The 13,271-nt window shown below is 62.4% G+C and carries 7 protein-coding genes; 3 read left to right on the top strand and 4 right to left on the bottom strand.

The features are described 5' to 3' along the window. Window positions 1-73 precede the first annotated feature (73 nt). On the top strand, window positions 74-1,336 hold the full coding sequence (locus GQB03_RS02995) for a peptidase U32 family protein (protein WP_159684184.1): 1,263 nt from the start codon (window positions 74-76) through the stop codon (window positions 1,334-1,336). Window positions 1,337-1,351: 15 nt separating this feature from the next. Here the strand turns inward: GQB03_RS02995 and fumC are convergent, their stop codons facing one another. Next, window positions 1,352-2,734, bottom strand: coding sequence for a class II fumarate hydratase (fumC, locus tag GQB03_RS02990; protein ID WP_159684178.1), 1,383 nt, complete (start codon window positions 2,732-2,734; stop codon window positions 1,352-1,354). A gap of 137 nt (window positions 2,735-2,871) precedes the next feature. Next, the gene (locus GQB03_RS02985) at window positions 2,872-4,686 is read right to left on the bottom strand and encodes a TolC family outer membrane protein (RefSeq protein WP_159684174.1); all 1,815 of its coding nucleotides are present in this window, start codon (window positions 4,684-4,686) and stop codon (window positions 2,872-2,874) included. Window positions 4,687-4,865: 179 nt separating this feature from the next. Here GQB03_RS02985 and GQB03_RS02980 point away from each other — a divergent pair, with 179 nt between their 5' ends. Both GQB03_RS02980 and GQB03_RS02975 read left to right on the top strand, forming a co-directional pair. After that, on the top strand, window positions 4,866-5,552 hold the full coding sequence (locus GQB03_RS02980; RefSeq protein WP_159685185.1) for a transglutaminase-like cysteine peptidase: 687 nt from the start codon (window positions 4,866-4,868) through the stop codon (window positions 5,550-5,552). A gap of 28 nt (window positions 5,553-5,580) precedes the next feature. Further along, on the top strand, window positions 5,581-7,488 hold the full coding sequence (locus GQB03_RS02975) for a bifunctional diguanylate cyclase/phosphodiesterase (protein WP_159684171.1): 1,908 nt from the start codon (window positions 5,581-5,583) through the stop codon (window positions 7,486-7,488). Window positions 7,489-7,551: 63 nt separating this feature from the next. On the opposite strand, the gene GQB03_RS02970 is transcribed toward GQB03_RS02975, so the two are convergent. Next, window positions 7,552-7,875 (bottom strand): hypothetical protein, encoded by a 324-nt coding sequence (locus GQB03_RS02970; RefSeq protein ID WP_159684168.1) that lies wholly within the window; start codon window positions 7,873-7,875, stop codon window positions 7,552-7,554. 45 nt (window positions 7,876-7,920) lie between these two features. Next, window positions 7,921-13,271, bottom strand: a 5,351-nt coding sequence (locus GQB03_RS02965; RefSeq protein ID WP_159684165.1) for an Ig-like domain-containing protein, incomplete at its 5' end; no start/stop codon positions are given.

Raw genomic sequence — 13,271 nt, 5'->3', positions numbered from 1 at the left:
CCACATCCGGAGCGAGGCGCCATCGCGCCCACCGCCCGTTATAATCGGCGCCCCGCACCTGCACGAGCCTGACATGACCCCGCGCAAACCCGAACTGCTCGCGCCCGCCGGCTCACTGGCGATGCTGGACACCGCCCTCGCCTTCGGCGCCACCGCCATCTACGCAGGGCAGCCGCGCTACTCGCTGCGCGTCCGCAACAATGATTTCGGTGACATCGAAGTCCTGCGAGAAGGCATCAACCGAACCCATGCCGCTGGCCACCGCTTCTATCTGGTTTCCAACATCTACCCGCACGGCGCGAAACTCAAGACATACCTGCACGACATGGCACCGGCCATCGCGCTCGGCCCCGACGCGCTCATCATGTCCGATCCGGGCCTGATCATGATGGTTCGCGAGACCTGGCCTGAAGTAGACATCCACCTCTCGGTCCAGGCGAATACGGTCAACGCGGCCGCAGTCCGATTCTGGTCAAAGGCGGGCATCAGTCGCGTGATCCTGTCACGCGAACTGTCGCTGGAGCAGATTGCGGAAATCCGCGAGGCGTGTCCCGACACGGAACTGGAAGTCTTCGTTCACGGCGCACTGTGCGTGGCCTATTCGGGCCGCTGCCTCCTCTCCGGTTACTTCAACCATCGCGATCCGAATCAGGGGACCTGCACCAACTCGTGCCGCTGGGATTTCAAGGTCCACGAAGCGGCCAGCGATCCGAGTGGCGACGTATACCTGATCGAAGAGCAGGAAAAGCGCGCGGGCAGCTACATGCCGATCGAAGAGGACGAGCACGGTACCTACATTCTCAACTCCAAAGATCTGCGCGCCATCGAGCATGTACAGCGACTCGTCGAAATCGGCGTCGACTCGCTCAAGATCGAGGGCCGTACCAAGAGCCCATACTACGTTGCGCGCACCTGCCAGGCCTACAGGCAGGCCATCGACGATGCGCTTGCGGGACGCGGCCTCGACCCGGCCCTGCTGGGTCAGCTCGAGGGGCTTGCAAATCGTGGCTACACCGACGGCTTCTACCAGCGACACACGCCGGCCGATTACCAGAACTACCTGCGTGGCCATTCCGAATCGAACCGCAGCCTGTATGTCGGCGACGTAGTGGCCTTCGACACAGCGCGCCGACTCGCGAGGGTCGATGTGAAGAACAAGTTCGCCGTGGGAGACCGGCTCGAATTCGTGCATCCCGCCGGCAACTTCGAACTGACCCTCGAGCACATGCAGGACGCCCGGGGCGAGCCGATGGACGTCGCGCCCGGGAGCGGCCACCAGGTGTGGCTGCCCCTGCCGGAGCACAGCACGGGAGCCTTCGTCGCCCGCTTCGTGTGAGCAGCCCGCAGACGCTCAGACCATGTCTTCCGGGCGGACCCAGCGATCGAACTCGTCTTCCGCAAGATAACCTGAAGCCAGCGCAGCCTCACGCAAGCTCGTGCCCTCGCGGTGCGCGCGCTTGGCGATCTCCGCGGCGCGATCGTAGCCAACATGCGGCGCGAGCGCGGTAACCAGCATCAGCGAACGCTCGAGCAACTCGGCAAGTCGCTCCGCTTGCGGCGTGATCCCGGCCGCACAGTGATGGTCGAAACTCGCACAGCCGTCAGCCAGCAAGCGCACACTTTGCAGGAACGCATCCGCGATCACCGGCTTGTACACGTTCAGTTCGAAATTGCCGCTGGCCCCCGCAAAATTGATGGTTGTATCGTTGCCGAACACGCGCGCGCAGATCATCGTCAGCGCCTCGGCCTGTGTGGGATTGACCTTGCCGGGCATGATCGAGCTGCCGGGCTCGTTCTCGGGGATGCTGATTTCACCAAGCCCGCAGCGCGGGCCGCTGGCGAGCCAGCGAATATCGTTGGCGATCTTGTGCAAAGCCGTTGCGAGTGTCTTGAGCACGCCGTGGGCCACAACCATCGGTTCGTGACCGGCCAGCGCGGCAAACTTGTTGGCCGCGCTCTCGAACGGCGGCCCAAGCTCGCCGGCAAGCTGAGCGGCGACCGCTTCGCCAAAGCCTTTCGGCGCATTGAGCCCTGTTCCGACGGCGGTCCCGCCGATGGCAAGTACATACAGCCCTGGCAGGGTCGTTTCGAGCTGCGAGATGCAGAAATCGAGCTGCGCCACGTAGCCAGAAAACTCCTGCCCAAGAGACAGCGGCGTTGCATCCTGCAGGTGAGTCCGACCGATCTTGAGCAGGGAACCGAACGCGCGGGACTTTTCCGCCAACGTATCACGCAAGCGCCCCAACGCCGGCAGCAACGCATTGCGGATCTCGAGTGCCGCTGCCACATGCATTGCCGTCGGAAACACGTCGTTTGAAGACTGACCGCGATTCACATCGTCGTTCGGATGAATCAGCCGCCCCTCGCCACGCGCACCGCCCAGTAGCTCCGACGCACGATTGGCCAGCACCTCGTTCATGTTCATGTTGCTCTGCGTTCCCGAACCGGTCTGCCACACCGACAGAGGAAACTCCTCGTGATGCCGCCCGTCGATGACCTCCTGCGCGGCCCGACGGATGGCTTCGGCCTTGTCGGACTCAAGCAGTCCAAAATCCCGGTTCACCTGCGCGGCCGCCCTCTTGACGCTTGCCAAAGCCATCAGCAACGGCGTCGCCATGGTTTCGGTCGAGATTGCGAAATGCTCGAGCGAGCGTTGTGTCTGCGCACCCCAGAGGCGGATTTCCGGAACCCCGATCCCACCGAAGCTGTCCTTTTCGATTCTGAGCTTGTCCACACCCGTTACCTCCGCCCTGAAAGACCACTTGTCTGCTGAGAGCCCGGCAGCGCGCAGGCGTTCCCCGCGTTCACGCACGCACAAGAGAAAGCCCGCCGAAGCGGGCTTTCCACGACTTGTGACTTGCGGTCAGGCAATCAGAGCGCCGACTCGCGGACGATCTTCCATGCACCTGCCTCGCGCACCCATTCGAGCCGCTTGGTCACCTCATCTCGGTAGTCGGCCGACACATAACCTTGGCGGAACTCGGTGACCACCGAGTCCGGACTGCCCGCCCGGATCGAAACCTCACCGATCTTGATCTCGATCCGACCCGGCTTGCCGACATACTTGCGACGCATCTGCTCCCAGGCGGCTCGGCCTATCCCGCCCTCGGGCGTGAAATTCGACGCGTAAAAGCCGAGATAGCCGTCGGTATCCTTGCTTTGCCAGGCATCTGCCCATTCCTTCACCCTGAGTGACACCGCCGCGTCGGCCGCACTCGCCGCAGGCTTCTCGATCGGCGCCTGCGGTTCAACCACCGGTTTTGCCGCTGCCGCAAGCGCCGCCTTGTCGAAGGTGACCTGCAACGGCGCCGCGGCGGGGCAGGCAGTCGCGGGATCGATCCCATCGCGATCCTGGCCGAGTGCTTCCAGGGTGGGCAGATCCGCACGGGCAAGACCGAGCTTCTTCAACAGCCCACCCATGCCCGCCAGGGTGCGGGCCTCGGCAATCTGTCGGTCATAGCCCGCATTGGCGTAGGCACGACGGGCCTGGAAATACTCATTCTCGGTATCGAGCAGATCGAGCAGCGTGCGCTGGCCGATCTCGAATTGGCGGCGGTAGGCCTCACGTGCCTTCTCGATGGAAAGCTGATGCTGGTTGAGGTAGCGCAGCTGCTCGCTCAAGCGTCCGATATCGTTATAGGCAATCGCCAGCGTCTGACGGATATCGCGGCAGCTCTTGTCACGCAGATCCTTGGCCTCGTTGAGCCGCTCGGCGTACTGACGCTTGAGTGCCCGGTCGGATCCGCCATTGAACAGGTTGTAGTTCAGAACCAGTTCGATGACCCGATCGCCACTTCGGCCGTCGACGCCGTCCAGATTGTGTACCAGGCTCTGGCTCGCACGAAGATCGACCCGCGGCTGGAACCGGGAATCTGTCGCCTGCGCTTCAGCCTGTGCGGCACGCACATTCTCCACCGCGGCATTGAATGCCGGGCTGCCCTGGTAAGCGAGGGTAAGCGCCTCCGAAATCGAAGGCGGGAGACCGTCGGAGCCCAGCGACGCCGGGAGCAGTGCTTCTGCAGGCAGCTCGCCCACGACCCGCTGATAGCGCGCGCTGACATCGTGAAGATTGCTTGCCTCGGTAAGCAGATTCGATTCGGACAGTGCCAGACGTCCGGTCGCCTGCTCGAGATCGACCCGACGCCCCACCCCGGCCCGCACGCGCTCTTCGATCTGGTCGAATACCTGCTTGTGCTGGACGTAGTTTTCTTTTGCGAGCGCCACCAGATCACGATATCGCTGCACGTCCTGGTAGGCCCGTACGGCCTCGAGTGCAGTGTTCTCAGCGGCATCGACGACTTCGTAATAACGTGCCAGCTTGGCATAGCCGAGCCTGGCGACTTCGGACTGCGTCGCGAAGCCGTCATACAGCATCTGGTTGAGCGACAGGGTTCCGCCCCGCCGGGTGTAATCGACATTCGGGACATCGGGACGGTCGCGGTGTTCGAGCCCGATCCCGCCCGTCAGGTCGACTCTCGGCAAATAGCCACCCCGCGCCACATCCTGCTCGTCGATCGAGGCCCGGAAGGCATGCCAGCGGGCCTGGACTTCGGGATTCGATCCAATCGCGCGCGAAACCGCGTCGTTCAACTGCGATGCTGGCGCGAGCGGTGTCTGTTGAGCCTGCGCCGGCAGGCTCGAGGCTGAAAGCAAGGCAACGGCAACAAAGATCCTGCGCAACGTCATATCTCAAGTCCTGAACTTTCCGGCCGATACGGTGTGATCGAAACCGCAATATTTTAGTGACGGAATGTTAAACCAGCCCAGCATGTCGATTGGACAAATACTGTAAATTCAGGCGGGAATATCTCACTGAGGCCCCCAGAAAAACTGCTCAACATCGCTCCAGGCGTCATTTTCCTTCAATGCAGTCGAGACAGTTTCAGAGCGCCGCACAGAATAGCGCAGCCGCGTTCGCGCTGTCACTCGTCATGCTCCTTGGCGGCGCGCTTGCGGCCCCCCAGTTCGACCGTCTGCAGGCGATTGCGGCCAGCCGATACGGCGAAGCCGGGAGCTCTGCAGTACGCGCTTGGCGAGCCATGCTTCGAGATGCGGAGACTGAGCCGGATGATCAGAAGCTGAAACGGGTCAACGACTTCTTCAACCGGCGCCTGCGCTTCATCGATGACGTTGAAGTATGGGGAGAAGCAGACTATTGGGCGACACCACTCGAGACGCTGGGGCGCGGCGCCGGAGACTGTGAGGATTTCAGTATTGCAAAATACGTCACACTCAAGGCTCTCGGCATTCCCGAGGAGCGTATGCGGCTGATCTATGTCAGGGCACAACTCGGGGGGCCATACAGCCGCCTGACCCAGGCCCATATGGTGCTCGGCTACTATTCCACACCGAATGACGAACCCGTCGTCCTCGACAACCTGATTTCCGAGATTCGACCGGCGGCGACCCGGACCGATCTCTTTCCGATCTTCAGCTTCAACGCACAGGGGCTCTGGGTAGGCGGCGGCAACACTCCCGCCGCCAGCCCCACGGAGCGCCTTTCGCGCTGGCGGGATGTCCTGAACAGGATGCGTGAGGAAGGGATCGAATGAACAGAATGAATGACCCGAGGAAGGCATCATGTCCCTCATAAGACAACTCTGGATCGCAATCGCGGTGGTCACACTGCTGGCGTTCAGCGGTAGCCTGGTGCTTGGCACCTTATCGGCACGTCAGTACCTGGAAGAGCAGCTGCGAATCAAGAACGTCGACAACGCGACGTCCCTGGCGCTCTCGATGTCGCAATTGCCGAAAGACCCGGTCACCGTCGACCTTCTTCTCGCCGCGCAGTTCGACGCGGGCCACTACGAGTACATCCGCGTCGTCGGCCCGGACGGAAAGCTGCTTGCAGCTCGGGAAAGCAAGGCGGTCTCACCACTCGCGCCGACCTGGTTCATGGCCTTGGCTCCGATCCAGGTAAGCGAGGGAAGCGCTCAGATCCAGGATGGCTGGCGACAGTTCGGCACCCTGCACCTGAAGAGCCTCAGCAGCTTCGCCTATCGCAACCTCTGGCACGGGACACTTGAATTGCTCGCGTGGTTTGCGGTTGGCGCAACATTGTGCGGCGTCCTCGGCACCGCCCTGCTGAAACGGCTGCTTTCACCACTGGACCGCGTGGTGGATCATGCCAAGGCGATTGGCGAACGCCGCTTCATTACCACACCGGAATCCACCACCACGGAGTTCCGTACGGTCGTCGCGGCCATGAACCAGCTTTCCTCGCGGGTCGGCACCATGCTGTCCGAAGAGAGCGCAAGACTCGAGGCACTGCGACTGCAGACCCAACACGATGCTGTCACCGGCGTCCTCAATCGATCTCATTTCCTGAATATCGTGGACGAAGCGCTTGAAAGCGAACAGGCCCCGGCCGGCGGACTGCTGGCGATGATCCGCATGCCGGATCTCGCCGATCTGAACCGCGAGTTAGGCCGCAGTACCGTGGACGCCATGTTGCAGAAGCTTGCCAGCGGGCTTACCGATTTCGGCAATTCGCAGCACGGCTGGGCGGTCGGACGCCTGAACGGCTCCGATTTCGCGGTACTCGCGCCGGATGCCGGACCGGGCGACGATCTGCCCCTGCGCTTGAGCGAGAGCGTGAATCTGGCAGTCGGCGAATACATGCGAAACGCCGAACTGCAGATCGCGATTGGCCTGGCCAGTTATCGCCGCGGCAACACCTTGCCCCAGCTCCTGTCCCATGCCGACATGGCCTTGTCAAAGGCCATCGAACAAGGCGGCCATCCGGTACTCGAGGCGGTGAATGCGATTCTTCATCCGATCACCGATCTCGCCGGCTGGAGAGAAGGACTCTGTGCGGCTCTGGACGCCCGCCGACTGACCTTGCACGCTTTCCCGGTGCTGAACGCCAAGGGTCAGCTGTTGCACAATGAAGCGCCCGTGCGCCTTCAACTGGAGCGTAACGGAGAGTGGCTGTGCGCCGGTGAGTTCATGAGCTGGGCCGCCCGCGCCGGGCTGATCGAGCGGATAGATCTCGTCGTGCTGGAACTGGCGCTTGCGCACATGCGCAAGGATTCCCGGCCGCTTTGCATCAATCTGTCTTCCGAGTCGATGTGCAGCGCATCGAGCCTGTCGGCATTCTCCAAGCAGCTTGCAGACCTCCCCGACATTGCAGCCCGGCTCTGGATCGATCTACCGGAAACCGCAGCCTATGCGCACATTGACGCTTTCCGCAGATTCTGTGCTGAACTGAAACCGCTGGGCTGCAGGATCGGCCTCGAGCACGTCGGGCAAAGGGTCGGGCAGATCGGAGAGCTGAGCGAGGTCGGTCTCGACTACCTGAAGATAGCCCGAACGATCACGCGAGGCGTAGCGCTCAACACAGGCAGCCAGACCTTCCTGCGGGGGCTGGCGACAATCGCGCATGCGATGGGCATGGAAGTGATCGCGGAAGGCGTGGGGTCTGCGGACGAGGGCAAACTCCTCATCTCGCTCGGCATGGACGGCGTGACCGGACCCGGTATCAGCTGAGCCGTTTGGCGGCCGACAGGCTCGCCGTATCGCACGACGAGTCACGGCTTGCGGCCCACTCGATCAGAAGACTTCGTCGCTGCCGTCCAATAGATTGAGGGCGCCGATAACGTGGCGCATGCTGCGGCGCTCGAGAAGTTTTTCCTGAGCGGCATCGGGAAAGTCCGTGAATCTGACCACATCGCGCGCGATGAGCAGATCGATCAGATCCTCGAGCACCCGGACCAGGCGGATGTCTGACTGCTCGAAGCCCCCCCCGATCCCCTGCAGGCCACGCAGAAAGGCAACCAGCGAAGGATCGTCGACCTCACAAACTTCGTAACCTGGCGCAGCGGCAAGACTGACCGCCGTGATTCGGCCGTTCGAGTCGCGAGCGACAAAGGGCATCTTCGTTCTCCCGGGAAGGGGGCCATGGCGAGCCCCCCGCCGTCATCAGTCGGTTATCAGCTTGCCCTTGGAAAGCAGATCCTGAATCACCTGCTGGTCCGAGCTCAAGCCACCCGCGAACAGATCGACTCCATCGAGCGTGATCGAAACATCCTCGCGCCCCGGTGTGTAGCCGCCATTGAAACCGCCACTGCTGCTCACGTGGACAACGGTGCCGCCCGCGCTCGACTCGAAGTGCAGATAGTTCAGCAGGTTGCCTCCATCCGTACCCTGGAACTCGCCCTGCAGCAGATCACGCAGGTCAAGCTGGTCGCCACCGGCTGCCATGTTGAAGTCGGTAATGTGATCCATAGACGGCGAGCCAGTCGTGCCACGGTCCGCAAGCGACCATTCGAACACGTCCGAGCCCAGACCACCCGTCAGCAGATCCGCACCGGCCCCACCGGCGAGCACGTCATCTCCCGCCCCTCCGTCAAGCACGTCGGCGCCGCTGCCGCCGGCCAGATGATCCATGCCGCTGCCGCCGGAGAGATGATCGTTACCGTCACCGCCCTCGAGGATGTCGTTGCCAGCGCCACCATTCAAGGTATCGTTTCCGGCAAGGCCAACGAGCCGGTCGTTGCCCCCGGTCCCGTTCAGTGTATCCGCGCCGTCGCCACCCACGATGGTGTTGTCGATCGTCTGCAGGGTAAGCGTTGCACTCGAGCTGTCGCCGTCGGTATCGGTCAGGGTGTAGCCGATTTCAATCGGTGCGATCGGCGTCGCCCCCGTATCCAGCAAGACCGGCTCATAAGTCACACTGCTGATTGCCGAATAGGCACCACTGCTCGCCGAGATCTCGATACGCCCGACATTGCTGTACTCGGGCGGCAGCGCCACGGGATTTTCCGAGTAACTATAGAACTGACCCAGCAGGCTTCCGTCGATGTGATAGACCGAGTAAGTCAGCGCATAGACGGTTCCCGAGGTGTTGTACGACAGATTGCTATAGGTGTTGCTGTCGGTCGGGTCGATGACGATGTTGTTCACGCCGTAGGGATACAAGGTCCGACTGAACGTCAATACGAGCGTCTCGAGACTGTCGATACGCTGACTGCTTGCGCCAGAAGACACCCCTGCCCCACCGCTCGAGGTGCGGCGAACTCCTGCATCCTCGGTATTGGTATCGCGTGCCATCCCGGTAAGCGTGATTCCGCCGACCGTCAGGCTGGTAGCCGCCTGATTGGCTCCAGTGAAATTCACGGTCACCGGGGTACCGCTCAGATGCGACGGAAGATCGTCCGTTGCGGGGTGATACTCGTAGTAGCCATCGCGATTGAAGACCAGGCTGCTGCCATCGGAATCGTGCGTCCACACCAACTGCCCGCCACTGATGGTGTAGCTGTATCCGGCCCCGCTGCCGCTCGAATCCACGGTCAGGTCGTAGGACTGCCCCAAGAAGGTGATCGAACTTACACGCGCATCGTCCGGAGCCTGGTCCACACCCCGGCCCTGCGACGAAAACTCCAGCAAGTCGGCATTGAGCGCGAGGCCGCCATCGGTACCGACCCCACTCACGACGTTGCCCTGGAACACGCTGTGGTTGGCAAACAGGGTATCGAAATCGTCGTTCGCGACAGGCTTGCCGTCGACGACATTGAAGCTTACCCGAGTCGGATCGGTAGTATCCCCGTCACCGTCCCGTGCCACGAATACCACATCGAAACTGTCACCCTGCGACGCAGCGCCTCCGGTGAAATAGGTGTAATCGCCGGTAGAGAAATTGAAGGTGAGCGTTCCGAAGTTGAAACCCTTGCTCGCATCCAGCGTCAGCAGATCACCTGCTGGAACAGCGGGCAGGAATCCCGCGGTGTGCGTGATCTGCCCGGTGGTCTCATTGTATGAGAAGGTCACATTCTGGTCAGGCGAACCATCCCCGTTGCTGTCCAGCTGCACGACAATGGTTTGCACGCTGCCGCCGTCCGCGCCGAGCACGCTGCCGACCGACCCGGTGGCAACAAGATTCCCTCCGACGACGACCGGCACGGTGGATAGCAGCGTATCCGCCAGCTGGTTCAGATCGGGAACGATGATCGCCGAATCCTCTGCTCCGCTGAGATCGGCATCCACGTTATGGATGTCATCGAGGAAGGTCGTGTCGGCGATACCGGTTCCGATCCCCACGCCATACGATTTGATGTTGTTGCCGGCGATAAAGGCATCGTATCCCGATGCACCCACCGGATCCGTGATGTTCCCCACCGAAGGCACGCCGTCCGATATGAAATAGACGAGATTTTCCACCGACGGATCGATCGTACCGAAGGCCGCCTGCGTCGAAGTCAGTGCCGCCTCGTAGTTCGTCCCGCCCGAACCGGTCATACCGTTGATCGCAGCGATCGCCGCTTCCTTGTCGGTAAAGGCGACGTTGCCATTGAGGATGGTGGCGGAACTGGAGAATTCGATCAGCTTTATGGAGACGTTCTGCCCTTGGTTGAAATAGGCCTCGACCAGTTCGATCATTGCCTGCTTTGCCAGATCAAGCCGGGTCGTGATCGACACGCTGCCATCCGCATTGATCTCCCGGACCTCGCCGCCCGCACTTGCCGTAGTCATGCTCCCGGAAACGTCGAGCACGAGCACGAGATTGTAGTCGGGCACCGCTCCTTCAACGACGTTGACCACCCGTTCGCTTGCCAGCGGGGCATCGTCAACAACATTGACTCGCAACGCGGCCGAAGTCAGGTTGGAAGTGTAGTTGAAGACTTCAGTAACCCCGAGGTCGTTGGCAGGCGCACTGTTGTCCGCGGCGGCGTTCAGCGTATAGCTGTAATCACCCACGCCAGCCCCCGCAACGTCGACAATCAACTTTCCGAGCGAAGTCGTCACGCCAATGTATCCAGCGCGGCTATCGGTATCACCCGCACTGCCATCGGTGATGCCGTTGATATTGCTGATCGATGTGCCGCCTCCGTCGTTCGCAAGAAGATTTCCGCTTGCATAACGCGTACCACCACCCGTGCCATCCGGCAGCGCACTCTCGTTGACGGTCGCCAGATCATCCCGTGGAGCGAAAACCGTGACACCCACGTTCGCCGTGCTGGTCTGCCCATCGTCGTCGGTCAGCGTGTAAGTGAAATTTGCCAGTCCAGTCGATGCCGGCGTATAGGTCCAGGTGCCGTTTCCGTTATCCACCAGCGTTCCGCTCGAAGGTGGAGTCAGCGCGGTGATTTTTGCATGGTCCGGTAAAGAGTCATTCGATAGAAGCTGGCCAGCCGTAATGATGATGGGCGTCCCAAGCGTTGTCGTGAAAGCATCATTGACAGCGACTGGCTGACCATCGCTGACCGGCGCGACGTTGATCGTCGCGGTGGCGGTACTCACATCGCCATCCGCATCGGTGATCGTGTACGTGAAGCTGTCCGGGCCGTTGTAGTTGGCGTTCGGCGTGTAGCTGAACGTGCCGTCGGCATTGACCGTGACGCTGCCGTTGGCCGGGCCCGAAGCCAGCGCCCAGACGTTGCCGCCGTCACCACTCGGGGTGTCGTTCGCCGCGAGGGTGCCGGTCAGCGGCGTGTCTTCGAACGCTGCCAGGGTGTCGTCGGCCGCGACAGGGACGTCGTTTACCGGCGCGACGTTGATCGTCGCGGTGGCGGTACTCACATCGCCATCCGCATCGGTGATCGTGTAGGTGAAGCTGTCCGGGCCGTTGTAGTTGGCGTTCGGCGTGTAGCTGAACGTGCCGTCCGGATTCACCGTGACGCTGCCGTTGGCAGGGCCGCTCGCCAGCGCCCAGACGTTGCCACCGTCACCACTCGGGGTGTCATTGGTCGCGAGGCTGCCCGAGAGCGGAGTGTCTTCGACCGCGGCGAGCACGTCGTCGGCCGCAAGCGGCACATCGTTCACCGCGGTCACGGTCACATCCACCGTCGCCGTCACCGGCGTCGTGCCGTCGGTGACCGTGTAGTCGAACGAGACCGGGCCATTGAAATTCGGGTTCGGCGTGAAGGTCAGCGTACCGTCCGGGTTCAGCGCTACCGAGCCTTCCGGAATCGTCACCGGGTTACCCACGCCGATCGGCTGACCTCCGATTTCGGTGATCGTCAGCGTGTCGCCGTCCGGATCGCTGTCGTTGCCCAGCACGTCGATGATCACCGGCGTGTCTTCGGCCGTCGTCGCCACGTCGTCCTGGGCGATCGGGGCGTCGCTCGTCGGTGCGACGTTGATCGTCGCGGTGGCGGTGCTCACATCGCCGTCCGCATCGGTGATCGTGTACGTGAAGCTGTCCGGGCCGTTGTAGTTGGCATCGGGCGTGTAGCTGAACGTGCCGTCGGCATTGACCGTGACGCTGCCATTGGCCGGGCCGCTCGCCAGTGCCCAGACGTTGCCGCCGTCACCACTCGGGGTGTCGTTCGCGGCGAGGGTGCCGGTCAGCGGCGTGTCTTCGACTGCCGCCAGCGTGTCGTCGGCCGCGACAGGGACGTCGTTTACCGGCGCGACGTTGATCGTCGCGGTGGCGGTGCTCACATCGCCGTCCGCATCGGTGATCGTGTAGGTGAAGCTGTCCGGACCGTTGTAGTTGGTGTTCGGCGTGTAGCTGAACGTGCCGTCCGGATTCACCGTGACGCTGCCGTTGGCCGGGCCCGAAGCCAGTGCCCAGACGTTGCCACCGTCACCACTTGGGGTGTCATTGGCCGCGAGAGTGCCCGAGAGCGGGGTGTCTTCGACTGCGGCGAGCACGTCGTCGGCCGCGACAGGGACGTCGTTTACCGGCGCGACGTTGATCGTTGCGGTAGCCGTGCTCACATCGCCATCCGCATCGGTGATCGTGTACGTGAAGCTGTCCGGGCCGTTGTAGTTGGCATCGGGCGTGTAGCTGAACGTGCCGTCGGCATTGACCGTGACACTGCCATTGGCCGGACCACTCGCCAGCGCCCAGACGTTGCCGCCGTCACCCGACGGCGTGTCGTTCGCGGCGAGGGTGCCGGTCAGCGGCGTGTCTTCGACCGCCGCCAGCGTGTCGTCGGCCGCGACAGGGACGTCGTTTACCGGCGCGACGTTGATCGTCGCGGTGGCGGTGCTCACATCGCCATCCGCATCGGTGATCGTGTAGGTGAAGCTGTCCGGACCGTTGTAGTTGGCGTCCGGGGTGTAGCTGAACGTGCCGTCCGGATTCACCGTGACGCTGCCGTTGGCAGGACCCGAGGCCAGCGCCCAGACGTTGCCGCCGTCTCCACTCGGCGTGTCGTTCGCCGCGAGGGTACCGGTCAGCGGGGTGTCTTCGACTGCGGCCAGGGTATCGTCCGTGGCTACGGGCACATCGTTCACCGCGGTCACGGTCACATCCACCGTCGCCGTCACCGGCGTCGTGCCGTCGGTGACCGTGTAGTCGAACGAGACCGGGCCATTGAAATTCG

Source organism: Cognatazoarcus halotolerans, from assembly GCF_009800965.1.
Lineage (GTDB): Bacteria > Pseudomonadota > Gammaproteobacteria > Burkholderiales > Rhodocyclaceae > Cognatazoarcus > Cognatazoarcus halotolerans.
The sequence above is the reverse complement of the archived record's forward strand: the minus strand, read 5'-3'. Positions and strand labels throughout refer to the sequence as shown.

Excerpts from the sequence above, each read along its gene's own strand:
- GQB03_RS02975 (WP_159684171.1), top strand. The coding sequence starts at position 5,581 with ATGTCCCTCATAAGACAACTCTGGATCGCAATCGCGGTGGTCACACTG.
- GQB03_RS02995 (WP_159684184.1), top strand. The coding sequence starts at position 74 with ATGACCCCGCGCAAACCCGAACTGCTCGCGCCCGCCGGCTCACTGGCG.
- GQB03_RS02980 (WP_159685185.1), top strand. The coding sequence starts at position 4,866 with ATGCAGTCGAGACAGTTTCAGAGCGCCGCACAGAATAGCGCAGCCGCG.
- GQB03_RS02985 (WP_159684174.1), bottom strand. The coding sequence starts at position 4,686 with ATGACGTTGCGCAGGATCTTTGTTGCCGTTGCCTTGCTTTCAGCCTCG.
- GQB03_RS02970 (WP_159684168.1), bottom strand. The coding sequence starts at position 7,875 with ATGCCCTTTGTCGCTCGCGACTCGAACGGCCGAATCACGGCGGTCAGT.